At 72.8% G+C, this 17,870-nt stretch carries 14 protein-coding genes and 1 pseudogene; 6 read left to right on the plus strand and 9 right to left on the minus strand.

The features are described from left to right. The first annotated feature begins 41 nt into the window (after positions 1–41). Complete coding sequence (locus ACZ5DS_RS33000) at positions 42–1,592, plus strand: DUF6519 domain-containing protein (RefSeq protein WP_468245886.1); 1,551 nt, start codon at positions 42–44, stop codon at positions 1,590–1,592. Then, complete coding sequence (locus ACZ5DS_RS33005) at positions 1,592–2,482, plus strand: peptidoglycan-binding protein (RefSeq protein ID WP_468245888.1); 891 nt, start codon at positions 1,592–1,594, stop codon at positions 2,480–2,482. Before ACZ5DS_RS33000 ends, ACZ5DS_RS33005 begins: the two co-directional genes overlap by 1 nt. Positions 2,483–2,497: 15 nt before the next feature. Here ACZ5DS_RS33005 and ACZ5DS_RS33010 read toward each other — a convergent pair whose 3' ends face one another. Then, complete coding sequence (locus tag ACZ5DS_RS33010; RefSeq protein WP_468245890.1) at positions 2,498–2,899, minus strand: DUF5997 family protein; 402 nt, start codon at positions 2,897–2,899, stop codon at positions 2,498–2,500. A 58-nt stretch (positions 2,900–2,957) separates the two neighbouring features. On the opposite strand from ACZ5DS_RS33010, the gene ACZ5DS_RS33015 reads away from it, so the two are divergent. Continuing rightward, positions 2,958–3,731, plus strand: a complete 774-nt coding sequence (locus ACZ5DS_RS33015) for a LysR family substrate-binding domain-containing protein (RefSeq protein ID WP_468245891.1) — start codon at positions 2,958–2,960, stop codon at positions 3,729–3,731. 4 nt (positions 3,732–3,735) lie between these two features. On the opposite strand, the gene ACZ5DS_RS33020 is transcribed toward ACZ5DS_RS33015, so the two are convergent. The 4 genes from ACZ5DS_RS33020 to ACZ5DS_RS33035 form a co-directional block, all read right to left on the minus strand. After that, on the minus strand, positions 3,736–5,238 hold the full coding sequence (locus ACZ5DS_RS33020) for an MFS transporter (RefSeq protein ID WP_468245894.1): 1,503 nt from the start codon (positions 5,236–5,238) through the stop codon (positions 3,736–3,738). Between the two features lie 67 nt (positions 5,239–5,305). Then, complete coding sequence (locus tag ACZ5DS_RS33025; protein ID WP_468245896.1) at positions 5,306–8,107, minus strand: beta-L-arabinofuranosidase domain-containing protein; 2,802 nt, start codon at positions 8,105–8,107, stop codon at positions 5,306–5,308. A 111-nt stretch (positions 8,108–8,218) separates the two neighbouring features. Then, complete coding sequence (locus ACZ5DS_RS33030) at positions 8,219–8,914, minus strand: HAD family hydrolase (RefSeq protein WP_468245898.1); 696 nt, start codon at positions 8,912–8,914, stop codon at positions 8,219–8,221. A gap of 20 nt (positions 8,915–8,934) precedes the next feature. Beyond that, positions 8,935–9,411: an Lrp/AsnC family transcriptional regulator gene (locus ACZ5DS_RS33035; protein ID WP_468245900.1), complete on the minus strand. Its 477-nt coding sequence runs from the start codon at positions 9,409–9,411 to the stop codon at positions 8,935–8,937. A 239-nt stretch (positions 9,412–9,650) separates the two neighbouring features. Between ACZ5DS_RS33035 and ACZ5DS_RS33040 the strand changes: the two genes are divergently transcribed. After that, a complete protein-coding gene (locus ACZ5DS_RS33040; protein ID WP_468245901.1) occupies positions 9,651–11,141 on the plus strand; it encodes an FUSC family protein in 1,491 nt (496 codons plus the stop codon). Positions 11,142–12,199: 1,058 nt separating this feature from the next. Next, positions 12,200–13,231 (plus strand): lactonase family protein, encoded by a 1,032-nt coding sequence (locus ACZ5DS_RS33045; RefSeq protein ID WP_468245903.1) that lies wholly within the window; start codon positions 12,200–12,202, stop codon positions 13,229–13,231. 161 nt (positions 13,232–13,392) lie between these two features. Here the strand turns inward: ACZ5DS_RS33045 and ACZ5DS_RS33050 are convergent, their stop codons facing one another. The 3 genes and pseudogenes from ACZ5DS_RS33050 to ACZ5DS_RS33060 all read right to left on the minus strand — a co-directional run. Beyond that, the gene (locus ACZ5DS_RS33050; protein ID WP_468245905.1) at positions 13,393–14,316 is read right to left on the minus strand and encodes a sirohydrochlorin chelatase; all 924 of its coding nucleotides are present in this window, start codon (positions 14,314–14,316) and stop codon (positions 13,393–13,395) included. A gap of 142 nt (positions 14,317–14,458) precedes the next feature. Beyond that, positions 14,459–15,433, minus strand: a complete 975-nt coding sequence (locus ACZ5DS_RS33055) for an N-acetylglucosamine kinase (RefSeq protein ID WP_468245906.1) — start codon at positions 15,431–15,433, stop codon at positions 14,459–14,461. Then, a pseudogene (locus ACZ5DS_RS33060) lies at positions 15,430–15,561 on the minus strand (uracil-DNA glycosylase); the annotation flags it as partial. The gene ACZ5DS_RS33055 and the pseudogene ACZ5DS_RS33060, both read right to left, overlap by 4 nt. Before the next feature lie 217 nt (positions 15,562–15,778). Here ACZ5DS_RS33060 and ACZ5DS_RS33065 point away from each other — a divergent pair. After that, complete coding sequence (locus tag ACZ5DS_RS33065) at positions 15,779–16,456, plus strand: uracil-DNA glycosylase (protein ID WP_468245907.1); 678 nt, start codon at positions 15,779–15,781, stop codon at positions 16,454–16,456. Positions 16,457–16,547: 91 nt separating this feature from the next. Here ACZ5DS_RS33065 and ACZ5DS_RS33070 read toward each other — a convergent pair whose 3' ends face one another. Continuing rightward, entirely contained in the window at positions 16,548–17,768 is a 1,221-nt protein-coding gene (locus tag ACZ5DS_RS33070; protein WP_468245910.1) for a metallophosphoesterase, read from the minus strand. Positions 17,769–17,870: the final 102 nt, after the last annotated feature.

Genomic DNA, 17,870 nt, shown 5'->3' on the forward strand with positions numbered 1-17,870 from the left:
ACGACCCACCCGCAGACTTCCGAACCAGGGGGACCCCCTTCATGCACGCTGATCTCTCCCGCTCCACCTTCCGCCCGGAGCGGCACTACTCCGCGGTCGTCGCCCAGCAGGGCCGCGTCCAACTGGACGCGGACCTCAACGAACAGGCAGCCATCCAGCTCCACCAGGCCCGCACCCTCGCCGCCGACCTGATCGGACGGCACGGCGGACCCAGCGGCGCCACCGGCTTCCGCATCCAGTACGTGGGCGGCAAGCACGACATCGACACCCTGTACATCCACGGCGGCCGCTACTACGTCGACGGCATCCTGTGCGACGCGGACCGCCCCGCGCCCGGCATCCCCGTACCGGACGAGGACGCCGAGGAGCAGCAGACCCCCGAGACGGACGCCTACTGGGACTACTGGAACCAGCCCGACGGCTTCCGCGACCCGGAGAAGCCCGGCGACCGGCTGCCCTCGCCCGCCCAGTCGCCGTTCGTCGTCTACCTCAAGGTGTGGGAGCGCGCGGTCTGTGCCGCCGAGGACCCGGCGCTGCGCGAGGTCGCCCTCGGCGCCACGCTGCCCGACACCGCCGTCCGCGCCAAGGTCGTCTGGCAGGTGCTGCCGCTGACCCTGTCCGCGCTGGACATCGAGGACGCCGAACCGTCTCCGCAGACCGTCCGCGACGCGTTCGAGAAGTGGGCGAAGGCCCAGGCGACGCCCGCCGCCCGGCTCGCCGCCCGCAGTGAGCGGCCCGAGCACGCCGACGAGGACCCCTGCCTGGTCCGCCCGGACGCCCGCTACCGGGGTCCCGAGAACCAGCTGTACCGGGTGGAGATCCACGCGGCCGGCGAGGCGAAGGACGCCACCTTCAAGTGGTCCCGGGAGAACGGCTCCGTGGTCTTCCCGGTGGACGAACTGGACGGCACCTGGGTGCAGTTGGCGACCCTCGGCCAGGACTCCAAGCTCGACCTGGAGGTCGGCGACCACGTCGAGTTCACCGACACGGCCTACGCCTCCCGCCTGGAGGCCCTGCCCCTGCTGCGGGTCGAGGAACTGGACCTGCCCGGCCGCCGCGTCCGCCTGTCCGCCGCACCGGACCCGCGCGTCGGACGGCTGCCGCACCTGCACCCGTTCCTGCGCCGCTGGGACCACCACGAGGGGCCCCGGCGCAAGGGCCGTACGGCGGCCCTGAAGGGCGGCGCCGTGCCCGTCACCGAGGGGGAGTGGCTGCCGCTCGAGGACGGCGTCGAGGTGTACTTCGCCAAAGGCGGGGCCTACCGCACCGGCGACCACTGGCTGATCCCCGCCCGGACGGCCACCGGCAGCGTCGAGTGGCCGGCCGACCCGGCCCGCCGCCCGCTGCTCCAGGCCCCGGCCGGCATCGCCGGTCACTTCGCGCCGCTGGCCCTGGTCAAGGGCGAGGGCAGCACGGTCGACCTGCGATACGCCTTCGGCCCGCTCGGCGCGGAGATCCCCGCCGCCGACCAGGCGGCCCTCGACGCCGAGGCACAGGCGGCACGCGAGGAACAGGCAGCCGAGGCCGACCCCTCCGGCGGCCGCTCCCAGACCACAGCGGCGGCGGAGGCCGCCGTGGAAGGAGACGAGTGATGGCTCAGCCGATGAGCGGGTCGAAGCTGCTGGAGGTCCTGCGCGCCGAGGGCCTGACCGTGCACGAGGTGCGCGACTGGCGCCACCACAACCGCAACACCAAGGGCCCCTGGGGCCCGGTGAACGGCGTCATGATCCACCACACCGTCACCTCGGGCACCGAGAACTCCGTGAACATCTGTTACAACGGCTACTCCGGCCTGCCCGGCCCCCTGTGCCACGGCGTGATCGACAAACAGGGCCATGTCCACCTCGTCGGCAACGGCCGCGCCAACCATGCGGGCCTCGGCGACAGCGACGTGCTGCGCGCGGTGATCAACGAGACGAAGCTGCCGCACGACAACGAGGCCGACGTCGACGGCAACCGCCACTTCTACGGCTTCGAGTGCATCAACCTCGGCGACGGCAAGGACCCCTGGCCCGAGGCGCAGAAAGAGGCCATCGAGAAGGTCGCCGCCGCCATCTGCCGGCACCACGGCTGGTCGGAGCGCTCCGTCATCGGCCACAAGGAGTGGCAGCCCGGCAAGCAGGACCCGCGCGGCTTCACCATGGACGGGATGCGGAGGCGTATAGCCGACCGGCTGGCCGGAAAGGGCGGCGGGAAGGACCCCGGGGACCCGAAGCCCGCGCCCAAGCCGAAGTACGCGCCGTTCCCGGGCAGCGGCTTCTTCCACATCGGACAGAAGTCGCCCCTCATCACCGCCATGGGCCGCCGGCTGGTCGCCGAGGGCTGCGGGCACTACGAGGAGGGCCCGAGCCCCGAGTGGACCGAGGCCGACCGCAGGTCCTACGCCGCCTGGCAGCACAAGCTCGGCTTCAGGGGCAAGGACGCGGACGGCATCCCCGGCAAGACCAGCTGGGACAAGCTGAAGGTGCCGTCGGACGGCTGAACCGGCAGAAGGGCGTCAGCGCCGCTCGGCGCCCTTCTCCTGCTTCTCCTTGTGCAGCTTCTTGATCCGCACCGATTCCTTGCGGACCTCCGCCTGCGTGGCGCGCTCCTTCTCCAGCCACTCGGGCTGCTCCTGCTTGAGCGCCTCGATCTGCTCGGTTGTCAGCGGCTCGGTGACCCCGCCGCGCGCCAGGCCGGCGATGGACACGCCGAGCTTGGCGGCGACCACCGGACGCGGGTGGGGGCCGTTCGCCCGCAGTTCGCGCAGCCACTCGGGCGGATTGGCCTGCAGCTCGTTCAGCTCGGCGCGCGAGACCACACCCTCCTGGAACTCGGCGGGGGTGGCGGGGAGGTACACACCCAGCTTCTTCGCCGCGGTCGCGGGCTTCATCGTCTGGGTGCTCTGCTGCGAACTCATGACGTCAAGGGTATCGGCCGCGTGCCGGGCGGCCGACCACGGCCGGTAACCTGGCCTGGTGACAGGCTCGCAGGAAACACCGTCGTTCCGGCTCGCGTACGTCCCCGGAGCGACGCCCGCCAAGTGGGTGCGGATCTGGAACGAGCGCCTGCCGGACGTCCCGCTCACCCTCCTCCAGGTCCCCGCCGGCGAGGCACCGGACCTGCTGCGCGCGGGCGAGGCCGACGCGGGTCTCGTCCGGCTGCCGGTCGACCGTACGTTCTTCAGCGCGATCCCCCTCTACACCGAGACCACGGTGGTCGTCGTCCCCAAGGACCACCTGATCACCGCGGCGGAGGAGGTGACCCTGGCCGACCTCGCCGACGAGGTGCTCTTCCACCCGCTGGACGACGTCTTCGACTGGGACGGCCCGCCCGGCGAGCCGGCCTTCGAGCGTCCCGCGACGACACCGGACGCCCTCGAGCTGGTGGCGGCGGGCGTCGGCCTCCTGATCGTGCCGCAGTCCCTGGCCCGCCTGTACCACCGCAGGGACCTCACCTACCGCCCGGTCGTCGACGCCCCCCAGTCCAGCGTCGCCCTGTCCTGGCCGGAGGAGGCCACCACCGACCTGGTGGAGGACTTCATCGGTATCGTCCGCGGCCGCACGGTCAACAGCACGCGGGGGCGTACGACGGCGAAGGCCGAGACCGAGCGGCAACGGAAGCCCGTCGGCAAGTCGACGGGTGCGAAGTCGACGGGCGGGAAGCCCGCGGGCCGTACCGCGCGCGGCCGCACCGGCTCAGGGGGCGGCGCCAAGCCCGCCAAGCGGGGGAAGCCGCGCCGCAGGTCGTGAGCTCTCACGTACCGCGCTGCACTGCCTCCTCCGCGCCCCCCTCCTCAGTACCCCGCCGTACGGTCTCCGCGGCCCGCTCCGGCTCGGGACGCACCTGGCGTTCCCGCAGGTCCGCGGCCGCCAGCAGCAGCGCGATCAGGATGATCCCCACGGCGGTGAGCAACCCGAGCTGAATGGCCGTGACCGAGCGCTGGTGGCCGGCCTGGTGCGCGAAGTACACCGCGCCCACCACCGCGATCCCGGCCGCCGACCCGACGCGCTGGCCCGTCTGGAGCACCCCGCCGGCCGCACCGGCGAGGCGCACCGGGACCCGGGTGAGGGTGAGGGTCGTGTTCGGCGAGACCGTCAGGCCGGAGCCGATCCCTCCGATGAGCATCGGCACCGCCGTGGCCCACCCCACGCTCTGCAAGGGCACCAGCTGCACCGCCACGACCGTCCCGAGCAGCCCCACCGCCACCCCGCCGAGCCCGATGACGACCAGCTTGCGCCCGTAGCGCACCACCAGTCGGCCCCCGATGGCGGCGCCGACCGCCGAGGACGCCGCGAAGGGCAGCACCGTGACACCCGAGGCCAGCGCGCTGTATCCGACCGTGTTCTGCAGGAACAGCGCGTAGACGAAGAAGACCGTGGTGAAGCCCGCGAAGTAGGTCAGGCTGATCAGTGCGCCGAGCGTGAAGGACCGCAGGGAGAACAGGTTCAGGTCGACCAGGGGCGCCCGCCCGTGCTCTCCCTCGCGCTTCTCCCACGCCCAGAACGCGGCCAGCAGCAGCGCACCCACCGGAAGCAGCGCCCACTTCATCCGCCCGGTCCACTGCTGCTCCTGCACCAGGGGCAGCATGAGCGCGAGCACGCCGGAGCCGAGGAGCAGCACCCCGAACAGGTCGAACTCCTCCCGCCTGCCCGTCGACGCGGGGATACGGGGCAGCAGCCGCACTCCCGCGGCGAACGCGGCCACCCCGATGGGCAGGTTGACGAAGAACACCCAGCGCCAGCCGTGGTCGGTGCCGGCGGCGTCGATCAGCAGACCGCCGGCCAGCGGGCCCACCGCCGTGGAGACCCCGATGACGCTGCCGAGCAGGCCGAAGGCCTTGGCCCGTTCGGCGCCCTGGAACATCTGCTGGATCAGCCCCGAGGTCTGCGGTGCGACCATGCCCGCCGCCGTCCCCTGGACCAGCCGGAAGAGCACCAGCCAGGAGGCGCTCGGCGCGAGCCCGCAGGCCGCCGAGGCCAGCGTGAACACGGCGAGCCCGAACAGGAAGGCCTGGCGCCGCCCGCGCATGTCGCCCAGCCGGCCCGCCGGGACGAGCGCGAGCCCGAAGGTCAGGGCATACCCGGAGACCACCCAGGACTGGGCGGCCTCGGAGGCGTCCAGCCCGCGCTCCATCGAGGGCAGCGCCACGTTCACGATCGAGGTGTCGAGCAGCGAGATGAAGCCCGCCGTCAGACAGACCGCGAGCGCCTTCCACCGCCGGTCGTCGGGGGTGGGCCGGGCCTGGACTGTGGTCATGGGGTCACGCTAAGCAGCCGCCCCGCCCAACGCACGGTAAGGAGCATTTCCGCGCGCGTCGTAGCCGTCAGTCCTGGTACGACGCCTTCGCCGCGGTACCCACCACGGCCGCACCCTCCTCCCGCCCGAGCAGCCCCTGCGCCACCCACACCGCCACGACGGCCCGCACGCGGGCGACCAGCACGCCCTTGCTCCGGAAGGGCGCCCCCGCCCAGATCTCGTCGAGGAGCGTGGTCCCGTCCGACCGAGCGGGATTCGCGACGCCGGAGTCCAGGCCGCCGAAGACCACCCGGGGCTCTGACCGGCGGACGTACACGTGGGTCGGGTCCTCCGTGCCCTCGAAGAACGGGGCGAACTCGATGCCGTCCAGGGTGTAGTGCAGCGGGGCGCCCGCGACCGGGGTCAGGGAGGGCAGCAGGTCGCCGGAGAGCGCCGCGTTCCGGTACAGGCCAAACTCCAGGTATTCCGTCGCGGAGTTGCGGGCCACCAGGTTGACCGGGCCGTAGAACAAGGCCTGCAGCGAAGGGTCGTCCAGGGCCTTCTCCGCCCGCAGCCGGAAGGGGATGCCCACCCGCACCGTGTCGCCGGCCCGCCAGGTCCGCGCGATCGTGCAGTAGCTGCCGGGCGTCGGAGTGCCCTCCACCGAACGCCCGTTGACCGTCACCTGGAATCCGGCGGTCGCCCACCCGGGCACCCGCAGCCGCAGTGCGAAGTCCGCCCCGCGACTGCCGCTGCCGCCGAAGGTGAGGGTGCTGCCCTGCTCCCGCGGGTAGGCGGTGGTCTGGGTGACCGTGACACCCTTCTCGGCCCAGGTCAGGGTGGAGGGACTGTACAGGTTGACGTACAGGGCGCTGCCGTCGGCCGCCGCGAAGTACACCGAGTCCTGGTACTTGGTGGCGCTCTCCATGCCCGTGCCCTCGCAGCAGGTCGTGCCCTGCTTCGGCGTGTAGTCCCGGACATGACCGGGCGTCAGCCCGATGAAGTACGTGACGAGCGGCTTCTCCGCGTCGGGCCGGTCCTGCTTGCTGCCGAGCACCTGGTTGTACAACGCCCGCTCGTAGTAGTCCATGTAGGCCGGATCCTGCTCGTGGAAGAACAGCGACCGGCTCAGCTTCAGCATGTTGTACGCGCAGCACGTCTCCGCGGTCGTCGCGCCGATCGTCCCCGCGATGACGTCCCGCGCCTTCCAGAACTCCCCGGTGCCGGTGCCGCCGATGCCGTACATGCGATGGGGTACGACCATCCGCCAGAAGTTCTGCGCGGCGGCGAGGCAGCGCTGCTCGCCCGTCGCGTCGTACAGCCGGACCAGGCCCGTGAAGATCGGTATGTGCTGGTTGGCGTGGAGCCCGTCGAGGACGTCGGTGTCCGCCGCGCACGCGTCGATCAGCCGGTCCAGGTCGAACAGACGGGCCAGCGCGAGGTGCTCGGCCGTGCCGGTGCGCTCGTGCAGGTCGCAGATCGCCTCGACGATCCCGCCGTACTCACCGCTGGAGAAGATCCCCCACATGCGCTGGAGGGTGGCCGCGGGCAGCCGGGACAGCCGTGCGTACATCCAGTCGCCCATGCCCGAGGCGAGGTCCAGCGCCCGGTCGTCTCCGGTGGCGAGGTGGGCGTCCAGCAGCCCGCGGAGGATCTTGTGCGCGGTGTAGTAAGGCGCCCACACCTTGGTGTAGTCGCTGCTCGTCATCGACTCCAGCAGGATGAACTGTGTCTCCGGGCAGGCCGCGAGGAAGCCGGGGTGGCTGGGCCCGCCCCAGGTGCGGCGCAGGACGGCGTCCAGACCGCGTCCGGAGGAGTCCGCGAAACGCGAGCCGGACGTCTCCTCGAAGCGGTACGACACCAGGTCGCCGGGCCCCGCCGAGGTGTCCGCCGCCCGCCGGTCCTGCAACTCGGCGATCTGAGCGGCCCCGAGCGCCCGCGACCAGATGTCGACCTCCTCGAACGCGCCCGCGAACACCGGGTCGGCGGCGTAGTGGGAGCGGCCCAGCCAGTGGTCGGACAGGGTGCCCAGCGCCGCCGGGGTGAGGGTCATCGCGGTGTTGCGGGCCACGGCGGTGCCGTTGACGTAGAGCGTGCCGGTGCCGCCGCCGATCGTCACGGCCAGGTGGCTCCACACGCCCAGGGGCAGCGGAGCGGTCCCGTTGACCGCCTGTTCGCCGCCCGCGCCGGACGTGGTCATGGCGAACCGGGGCACACCGCCGGCGTTGCGCACGGCCAGATACAGATACCGGGTGGTGCCGTTGCCGAAGTCGAACACGCGGGCCCAGTTCGCGTCGTGGGTCGGCTTCACCCAGGCGGACAGGGTGACCGCGCTGCCGTCCCCGAGCACCCCGGACGGCAGGTCGACGTACTGGTAGGAGCCGCGGACCAGCTCCGCGGCGGAGCCGAATCTGCCGTCCGTGGCGAGCACGGTGGGCTCCCGGCGCAGCGCACCGCGGACCTCGGTGAGCGCGGCGATCATCGTACGGAGCTTCCGCGTGAACACCTCCTCGCCCGTGCTCGCCTTCGCCTGCGCCAGCATGGTGAGGAAGTGCCCGGTGTAGTGGCCGCGCAGGTTTCCGTCGGCCTCGCCGTCCAGTCCCTCCCAGCCACCGGGTGCCACCGCCCCGCCCGTGTCCAGGCCCGCGTTCGCGCGGAAGACCTGGAGGAGCCGGTTCACGTCGTACCCGCGGGCGTGGTCGAGCGTCAGCGCGCGCTTGTCGGCGAACAGCCCCCGGCCGAGCGTCACGTCACCCAGCCCGAACGGCCGTACCGTCCCGGCGGGTTCGGTGGCGGCAGCCGACCCGGCGGGAGCCGCGGTCAGGCCGCTCGCCGCGGCGGCGAGCGCGGTCGCCCGGAGGAGAGTGCGTCGCGAGAGGGGCGGGGTCATGTGCTCCTCACCTCCTTGCTGTCCGAGATGTCGAATGTGGTTCGACAAGTCGCCCAGACGATAAGGAAGAGGCGAAGGAGCGTCAACGGTACCGGCAGGTAGGGGAGTTGCTCAGGAGGACATGACCGAATCCGTCAGCCACGCGTACGCCGACTGTGCCGTGAACTCCGTCTGGCCGCCCCGCAGCAGCAGCGTGGCCGTGGCGAACTCGGGTGCGCCGGCCTGGGCGGCCACGTACGGGACGGCGATGCAGCGCATCCCTGCCGCGTGTGCGGCCGCGGCACCCGGTGCCGCGTCCTCCACGACCACGCAGTCGGCCGGGTCCGTGCCGAGCCGCCGGGCCGCCTCCAGGAAGACGTCGGGGGCGGGCTTGCCGTGGGCCACCTCGTCGGCCGAGACGACCGTGCGCAGGAAGGTGTCCAGGCCGGTCCCGGCGAGGATCGCATCGATGGCCTCGCGGGAGGAACCGGAGGCCACCGCCAGCGGAACGCCCTCGGCGGCCAGCAGCTCCACGAACTTCCGCATCTCGGGGTACGCGCGCGTGTGGGTACGGGCCAGCTCCAGATAGCGCCGGTTCGTCGTGTCGAGCAGCGCGTCCACCGGGGTGCTGAGGCCGTGGCGCTCCCGCCAGATCGCGGCCGTCTCCAGGGTGCTGACCCCGACGTAGCTCTCGTGCTCCGCCCAGGTGTAGTCAGGGACGCCGTGCTCGGCCAGGGTCTGCCGACCGGCCTCGTAGTAGTTCGGCTCGCTGTCCACCAGCGTTCCGTCGAGATCGAAGATGACCGCAAGGGTGCCGAGCTTGCTCATGCCGTCCAGCATGCCCAGCGTCAGGCGCGGGCCGCCCGCCCGACCGATTCCACCAGAGGGAGCAACCGGTACGGCACGCGCTCGCGCAGGGCCACCTCGGTGCGGGTGCGCACCACGCCCGGCAGGCTGATCAGTTTCTGGATCACGTCCTCCAGATGGGCGTTGTCCCGCCCCACCACCCGGGCGAGCAGATCCCCGCCGCCCGTGATCGAGAACGCCTCGACGATCTCCGGTACGGCGGCCAGCGCGTCCCCGACGTCGTCCAGATGGCCCTGGGTGACCTCGATGTGCACGAACGCCAGCACCGGGTGGTCGAGGGCGGCGGGCGAGAGCGAGGGGCCCGTACCGGTGATCACACCGTCCCGTTCCATGCGGTCCAGGCGGGCCTGGAGCGTGCCGCGGGCGACGCCGAGGATCCGGGCGTACTCGCGCACGCTGGTGCGCGGCTGCTCCAGCAGCAGTCGCAGGATCCGGGTGTCGAGTTCGTCCACGCTCACGATCTACGACTGTACCAATGGCTCAGGAAGCCGCCCACCCGATGTGCCGCCCGACCTGGTCCGTTGGCCTTCCCGGGAACGAGCGAGTGCGCCTCGTGGTGGACCAACGGCTCAGTGATTCGAGCGACACTTGAGCCATCGACCTCAGGGATGCTCTCATGGACACGTCGATGGCGCTGCGGATCCCCGCGGCGCCTTTTGTATGCCGGTGATCCAGGTGTTCCCACGGGAGGGCAGCAGTGCTGAAGAGGGTGTTCGTGGCTCCGGACCCCGGGCGGACGCGGTTGCGTTTCGCCGCGCGGGCCGTCCTCGGCATCGGTCTGGCCGTCGTCGTGAGCGGGCTCGCCGGGCACTCGCTCCCGGGCGCGGTCACCGGCGGGCTCGCCGCGCTGCTCGCCCTGTTCACCGTCGCCGACGCGACCGTGCGCGGGCAGGCGGTCACCACCGCGCTGCTGCCCGTCGTCGGCGTGCCCGTGCTCGCCGCCGCGGCCGAGCTGCACGACCACCCCGTGGCCCGGGACCTGGCCTTCCTCGCCGTCGTCGGCGCCGGCGTGTACGCCCGCCGCTGGGGCCCACGCGGGCACAGCCTCGGCGTGTTCGCCTTCATGACCTTCTTCGTGGCCCAGTTCCTGCGCGCCACGCCCGGACAGCTGCCCGAGCTGTACGCGGCCGTCCTGCTGTCCGTGCTCAGCGCGGCCGTGGTGCGCTTCGGCCTGTGGTGCTACGAGCGCCGGCTGCCGCCGTCGGTCGCCCCCACGCCGCCCGCCGGGACCGGACTGGCCCGGGTGACCACGCGGCAGGCCGTCCAGGCGGTCGCCGGCGCCGGGTTCGCACTGGTCGTGGGCCAGCTGGTGTCCGGGCAGCGCTGGTACTGGGCCGTCGGCGCCACCTGGTGGGTCTTCGTCAACACCGCCTCGCGCGGCGAGACGCTGGTGCGCGGCTTCCGGCGGGTCCTCGGCACGGTGATCGGCATCGCCCTGGGCTTCCTCGTCGCCGTACCCGTGGACGGCGCGCCGGTCCCGACGGCCGTCCTGGTCGTGGTCGCCGTCTTCGGCATCTTCTACACGGCCGCCGTCTCCTACACCTGGATGATGCTCTGGGTGACCCTGCTCGCCGAGCTGCTCTACGGCCTGCTCGGCGTCCTCAGTCCGGCGCTGCTCGCCCTGCGCCTCGCCGAGACCGCCGTCGGCGCCCTCGGTGCGGTCCTCGCCGTCCTCTTCGTGCTGCCCGTCACCACCCACGCCACCACCGACGCCTGGATCCAGCGGGCCCTGCGCTGCGTCCACGCCTGCACCGCCGAGGCCGCCGCCCGTCTCGCCGACTCGGCCACCGCCGACCCGGCGCCGCACGTGGCCGAACTGGAGCAGCTGCTCGGCCGGGTCCGGCTCTCGGTCGCCCCGCTGGTGCACCCGCTGAACCCGATGCTCGGCCGCAAGCGGCGCGCCCGCCGGGTCCTCGCCCTCCTCGACGACTGCGCCCACGAGATCCGCGGCCTGGTCACGATCGCGGCCGACCCCGAGGCCTCCCACGACGCCCGCCTGGCCGCCGCCTGCTGGCGAGTGGAGGCCGCGGTGGAGGCACTGACCGAGGGCGGATCCGGTCAGCTCCACCGGCCCGCCGAGGCCCCGGCCGAACCGGCCCTGGCCCACCTCCACGGCCTCGAACGCGCCCTCGCCGACCTGGCCGAACCCCTGCGTGCTCCCTCGGGGTCGCCGCTGGTCGGCGCTTGAGGGCAGCCGCCGAGCGGCCCCTGGAGGAACTAGCGATACGCCTCCGGCATCCGTCTGGCCGCCGCCTGGTGGCGGGTGGAGGCCGCGGTGGAGGCGCTCAGCGAGGGTGGCTCCGGTCGGTCCACCGGCCTGCCGAGTCCGCCCTGGCTCATCTCCACGGCTCTTGGAGCACGCCCTTGCCGACTTGGCCGAGCCCTTGCGTTCCCGTTTGGGGTCGCCGCTGGTCGGCGCTTGAGGGCAGCCGCCGATGCGGCGCCGGGAGGAGCTGGCGAAGTGCTTCCGGCGTCCGTCTGGCCGCCGCCCTCTGGCGGTCGAGCCCGCGGCGGAGGCACTCGCCGAAGGCGGATCCGATCAGCTCTGCCGGCCCGCCGAGGCCCCTGCCGAATCGGCCCCTGGCCCGTCTCCATGGCCTGGAACCCGCTCTTGCCGAGCCGCTGAGTGCCGTGTCGGGGTCGCCTGAGTGCCGTGTCGGGGTCGCCGCTGGACGGTGGCTTAAGGGAGCCGCCGATGGCCTCCGGAAGGAGCTGGCGAAGCGCCTCCGGCGCCCGTCTGGCCGCCGTGTCCCTGCGGGTGGAGAGCGCGGTCGGGTGCTCACGGAGGGCAGCGCCGGTGAGCTCCACCGGTCGCCGAGGCCCCTGCGGAGTCGGCCCCTGGCTCATCTCCATGGCCTGGAGCGCGCTCTTGCCGAGCCGCTGCGCGCTGCGTCGGGTCGCCACTGTTCGGTGCCTGAGGGCACCCGCCGATGTGCCTCCGGCGTCCGTCTGGCCGCCGCCCTCTGGCGGGTGGAGGCCGCGGTGGAGGCGCTGACCGAGGGCGGCTCCGGTCAGCTCCACGCCCGCCGAGGCCCCTGTCGAGCCGACTCTGGCTCATCTCCACGGCCTGGAAGGCGCCCTGAACCCCTGTGTGACTCGTCGCGGTCGCCGGTGGTCGGTGCCTGAAGGCACCCGGCGAAGTGCCTCCGGGAGGAGCCGGCGAAACGCCCCCGTCACCCTTTTGGTCTAGACCTTGAGTGATCGACTGCTACCGTCGGCACTGGCTCCGACGGAGAGGGGACAGCGGTGGCGGAAGACGGCCGACGGCACAGGGCGTTCATCGGGTCGTTCACGGCGGCGGGCGGCCCGGGGCTGGTCGTCGCGGACGTTCGCCCGGGCGACGGCGCGCTGACCCTCACCGGCGGACTCGGCACCCTGCCCGACCCGTCCTACCTGGCCCTGTCGCCGGACGGGTCCATGCTCTACGCGGTCAGCGAGACGGCCGACGGCGCCGTCGGCGCGTTCCGGGTCGGCGGTGACAAGCCGGAGCCCGCAGGGCCGCCCGTGCCGGTCGACGGCAGCGGACCCACCCACCTCAGCCTGTACGCCGGGCACCTCCTGACCGCCAACTACGGGTCCGGCAGCGTCACCGCCGTACCGCTGCGCCCGGACGGCACCCTGGCCACCGCGCCCTCGGGCGTGCTCCAGCACACCGGCTCCGGCCCGCACGACCGGCGCCAGCGCGGCCCGCACGCCCACCAGGTGCAGCCCGACCCCAGCGGCCGGTGGGCGGTCAGCGTCGACCTCGGCACCGACTCGGTACGGGTGTGCACCCTGGACGGCGGCGCCCCGGCCCTGCACCGCGAGATCGCGCTGCGCCCCGGTTCGGGCCCCCGCCACCTGGCCTTCCACCCGGACGGCGAGCACGCCTACGTGGTCAACGAACTCACCCCGACCGTCACCGTCTGCCGCTGGGACGCCGACCGCGGCTCCCTCAAGCCGCTGACCGAGGTCCCGGTCCTGCCGGGCGCCCCGGCCGGCGACGCCTACGCCTCCGGCATCGTGGTCTCGCCCGACGGCCGCTTCGTGTGGACCGCGACCCGCGGCGAGGACGTCCTGTCCGTGTTCGCCGTCCAGGCCGACGGGCTGCGGCTGACGGCCACGGTGCCGTGCGGCGGGCACTGGCCGCGCGCGCTGGCCGAGCACGACGGCTTCCTCTACGCGGCCAACGAACGCTCCGGCGACGTGACCTGGTTCGTCGTCGACGAGAAGACCGGGCTGCCCCGCTACGACGGCTCCGTCGAGGTCGCCGCGGCCTCCTGCGTCGTCTTCGGCTGAGGCGACCTGCCCCGTCCTTTCGGCTGAGGCGACCTGCCCCGTCCTTTCGGCTGAGTCGGCTTGCCCCGACCGTTCGGCTGAGCAGGCCCGCCCGGAAACCCGACAGGGCCCGCTCCAGCGACTGGAGCGGGCCCTGTGGCGTTCGGGTGCCGGGTGATGCGTCAGCGGACCGGCGCGCCCTGCGGCTGCTGCGGGGTGATGCCCAGCGCCGTCATGTACTTGGCCAGGGCGAGCTTGCCGATCGCCGGATAGGCGCCGAGCGCCTCGGCCGTGGCGCAGCCCGCCTCCTCGGCGGCCGCCGTCAGCAGCGCCGGGTCGATCTCCGGGCCGATCAGGTACGGCGCCAGGGCCAGCTGCTGCGACCCCGAGGAGCGCAGCTGCTCGGCGACGGAGCTGATCGAGCCCTCCTGGTCCAGGGCCGCCGCCATCACCGGCACGGCCAGGCGCGCGGCGAGCAGCATGCCGGTGATCCCGGCCGCCTGCACGGCCTCCTCGCCGCCCACGGAGGCCAGGATGATGCCGTCGGCGGCGGTGGCCACGGTGAACAGACGCGCGCGGTCGGCGCGGGCCAGGCCGGCCTCGGACAGACGCACGTGCAGCGCCTCGGCGAGCAGCGGGTGCGGGCCGAGCGCATCGGTCAGGTCGGCGGCGACCCGGCTGTCCATCACGGACTGGCGGACCTGGCGCAGCAGCGCGCTGTCCGGACCGGCCAGCAGCGGCACGACGACCGCGACCGGGCCGTCGGGCTCCTTGACCTCGAGACCGGCGGCGACGGCCTGCTCGTAGCGGGCGGTGCGCCCCTCGGCGGCGTGCGCCAGCACGAACCGCAGGCTCGGGAACTCGGCGTCGTCCCCGTCCAGGTAACCGATCCGGGCATCCAGGCCGGGCAGCTCGGAGCGGGCGATGCTCACGACCTCCTCGGCGAGGCTGCGCGTGGCGGCGCTGGGCGCGCCGGGCACCGCGAGGACGAGCGCGGGCGCGTCCTCGGGAGCCACCAGCGGTTCCGGTCGGCGGTGCCGTCCGGGCTGGCGGGGTCGCGGCATTCGTACTGGCAGGCCGGACGCGGGCCCAGTGGGGGAGCTCATGGCGCCGCATGTTACTGGCTTCTTGGGCTCCCCTGTTCGGGGAGGGTGCAGGTGAGCGGTTTCCGTCCCATTTTGTCTGATGAGTTACGTCCGTTTGGCACATGTTTCGGGCACGTGCCGGACACATGCACCGTGAAGGGGGTCAATCCCCTTTTGTGGGGACCATGTAGAGCATGGACGGTTCACCCGGCAGAGTGAGCCGCCCGGCCGCGAGCTCGGTGGCGATGCGCACACAGCCGTGCAGCGGGTCACCCTCGGCCGGCACCTGCCGGGCGTGCGGCAGCCTCTCGGCCAACTCCTCCCGCAGGGGTACGAGGAGCGGGTCGCCCATCTTGAAGAGCCCGCCGGTGAACGCCACTTCGGGTACACCGGAGGCCGGGCACACCGCCGCGGCGGACTCGGCCATGTTCCGGGCCGCCGCGCGCAGGATCCCGGCGGCGACCGGGTCGTGCGGCGCGCAGTCGGCGACCCGGGGTGCGAAGGACGCGAGCAGCGCGGGACGGTCGGTGCGGGGATAGAGCAGGCCGGGCAGCCCGCGCACCGGGCCGAACTGCTCCTCGGCGCAGGCCAGCAGCGGGGCGGAGCCGCCGTCCCTGCCGTCGTGGGCACGCAGGGCCGCCTCCAGCCCGGCCCGCCCGATCCAGGCACCGCCGCCGCAGTCACCCAGCAGATGGCCCCAGCCGTCCGCCCGTCGCCAGCCGGTCAGATCGGTGCCGATCGCGATCAGGCCGGTGCCCGCGGCGATCACGGCACCCGGACGCGGCCCGAGGGCGCCCACGTAGGCCGTCACGGCGTCGGCGGCGAGCGCCACGGTGCGGACACCGAGCTCCCGGGCGAGTGCACCCGGCAGTTCGGCGCGCAGGGCGTCACCCAGGGAGGCGAACCCGGCGGCGCCGACGACTGCCGTGCCCAGCCCGCCCACCTCGGCCTCGGCCGCCAACCTACGGGCCAGAGGCGCGAGTTGCTCCATCAGGTGGGCGGGATCGATGCCCCGAGCGCCGGTACGGACCGGCTCCCCGGACTCGCCCTGGGCCGACGGCGCCCGCCCCGGAACACCGACGGCGACCCGGAGACCTGAGCCCCCGGAGTCCACCGCCAGGTAGCCGGAGACGGTCACGGCAGACGCCAGTCCACCGGCTGACCGACCTGCTGGATCAGCAGGTCGTTGGCCCGGCTGAACGGACGCGAGCCGAAGAACCCGCGGTCGGCCGACATGGGCGAGGGGTGCGAGGACTCGACGGCCGGCCGCGCATGAGGGGATGACCAGGCATGATGACTACGACGGAGCGGCTTGATCACTGGATGCAACAGGCTCCCCTCCTTCCCGGTGACCGACTGCGTGATCTGCTCGACCGGTTCGAAGATCTCGACGAGGAGGAAGAGTAGCGCCAGGAGCGGCGGCCGTGCGTGAGGACTTCTGTGTTGTGCCAGGGCGCGGCACCCACCAGTAGAGTGAGGCGCCGTGGCACCACGACCCTTGCATGAACTTGTTGAAGCAGGCTGGGCGAAGGCTCTTGAACCTGTGGCTGAACGCATCGCGGCCATGGGGGACTTCCTCCGGGCCGAGATAGCGGCGGGCCGGACCTATCTGCCGTCCGGGGCGAATGTCCTGCGGGCCTTCCAGCAGCCGTTCGATGACGTCCGTGTCCTGATCGTGGGACAGGATCCCTACCCCACACCCGGGATGGCCATCGGACTGAGTTTCGCGGTCTCGCCTGAAGTGCGTTCGCTGCCGGGGAGTCTGGAGAACATCTTCCGGGAGATGCACTCCGACCTCGGGCTGCCCAGGCCGTCGAACGGCGATCTGACGCCGTGGACGCAGCAGGGTGTGCTGCTGCTCAACAGGGCGTTGACGACGGCCCCGCGCAAGCCGGCGGCGCACCGTGGCAAGGGCTGGGAGGAGGTCACCGAGCAGGCGATCCGGGCCCTCGCCGGGCGCGGCAAGCCGCTGGTATCCATCTTGTGGGGGCGTGACGCGCGCAATCTGCGGCCGCTGCTGGGGGATCTTCCGGCGATTGAGTCCGCGCACCCCTCGCCGATGTCGGCCGACCGCGGATTCTTCGGCTCGCGTCCGTTCAGCCGGGCCAACGATCTGCTGCTGCGGCAGGGTGCGCAGCCGGTGGACTGGCGACTCCCGTAGGCCACGGCACCCGCTGCGTCCGAGCTTTCATGGCCAAGTACCAGGAGGTTCTTGATCTGCTGGTGGTACAGGCGTCCCGCGCCGCCCAGTGTTACGGCGCGGTGGGCTGGTGCGGGGAGCGGAGCACGAGCAGGGTGATCTCGCTGGGGGCGAAGACACGGAACGGCGGGCCCCAGAAGCCGGTGCCGCGGCTGGTGTAGAGGAGGGTGCGGGGGCCGTGGTGGCTGAGGCCGGCGAGGGCGGGCTGGTCGATGCGGACCAGGTGGTGGAAGGGCCAGATCTGGCCGCCGTGGGTGTGGCCGGAGAGTTGGAGGTCGATGCCGGCGGCTGCCGCCCGCTCGATGAACTTGGGCTGGTGGGCCAGGAGCAGGACGGGGAGGTCGGGGTCGGCGCCGTCCAGGGCTCCGGCGAGATGGGCGCGGTGGCCTGCCAGGCCGGAGGACTCGGCGGTGACGTCATCCACGCCGGCGACCACGAGGGTGTCGCCTCCGCGTTCGAGCAGCAGATGGCGGTTGCGCAGCGGCTCCCAGCCCAGCTCGTCCATCAGGTCGACCCAGCCCTGGGCCTCGCTGTAGTACTCGTGGTTGCCGGTGACGTATACACGGGCCCGGGTGGCCCGCACGGTACCGAGTGGGGCGGCCTGGGCGCGGCGGCGTTCGGCCGTGCCGTCCGCGATGTCGCCGGTGTGGCAGACCAGGTCGGCTTCCAGGGTGTTCACCGTCTCGCACACCTGTGCCGACCAGCGGGCGCGATCGAGTGGGCCGTAGTGGGTGTCGGTGATGAGGACGACGCGGGTGCCGTCCAGCCCGGCACCCAGCCGGGGGAGTTGCACGTCGAGTCGGCGCACGCGTGGCACGCGGCGGGCCTCGGCGTACCCCCAGGCGAGCAGTACGGCGGTTACGCCGAGGACGGCCCACGTGACGATTCGGGCCCGGTCCTGACTCTCGCCGACGCCGGACACGGTCAGGGCGAGCCGCAGCACGGCGCCGAGCAGGACGGACCAGGTGAACAGGACCCAACTGGTGCCCAGCAGGGTGTCACCGATGATCGCCGCCCGGTCCTGCTGACGCCGGCCGTGGCCGCGCACCATCGCGAGCGGCATACCGACGAGGCCGAGGACGAACAGGGCGGTGCCGACCAGCGTGACGGGCAGCGGCCAGTGCTGGCCGGTGTACAGGAGCACCCAGCAGGGCACGGCCCACAGCAGGACGGGGGCGATCAGGGGGATGTAGCGCATCAGGCGGTGCAGTCGGCTCTGCCGCGGAGCTTGCGCTTCACTGTCAGCGGGTCTGGCATTACTGGTGTCGGTCACGCTTCCCCTCTCCAACCAGGCTGCCGTCTCGCGCACTGTATCCGGTCGCCCTCGGGCCGGCCCGACGGGCTTTCAAGACCATGCCGCGTGACGAGGCCGGAT

The organism is Streptomyces sp. NPDC031100 (assembly GCF_055570785.1).

What these genes read in the sequence shown, in the direction of transcription:
- ACZ5DS_RS33010 (WP_468245890.1), bottom strand. Translation starts at nt 2,899, where the DNA reads ATGAGTTCGCAGCAGAGCACCCAGACGATGAAGCCCGCGACCGCGGCG.
- ACZ5DS_RS33000 (WP_468245886.1), top strand. Translation starts at nt 42, where the DNA reads ATGCACGCTGATCTCTCCCGCTCCACCTTCCGCCCGGAGCGGCACTAC.
- ACZ5DS_RS33025 (WP_468245896.1), bottom strand. Translation starts at nt 8,107, where the DNA reads ATGACCCCGCCCCTCTCGCGACGCACTCTCCTCCGGGCGACCGCGCTC.
- ACZ5DS_RS33050 (WP_468245905.1), bottom strand. Translation starts at nt 14,316, where the DNA reads ATGAGCTCCCCCACTGGGCCCGCGTCCGGCCTGCCAGTACGAATGCCG.
- ACZ5DS_RS33020 (WP_468245894.1), bottom strand. Translation starts at nt 5,238, where the DNA reads ATGACCACAGTCCAGGCCCGGCCCACCCCCGACGACCGGCGGTGGAAG.
- ACZ5DS_RS33005 (WP_468245888.1), top strand. Translation starts at nt 1,592, where the DNA reads ATGGCTCAGCCGATGAGCGGGTCGAAGCTGCTGGAGGTCCTGCGCGCC.
- ACZ5DS_RS33030 (WP_468245898.1), bottom strand. Translation starts at nt 8,914, where the DNA reads ATGAGCAAGCTCGGCACCCTTGCGGTCATCTTCGATCTCGACGGAACG.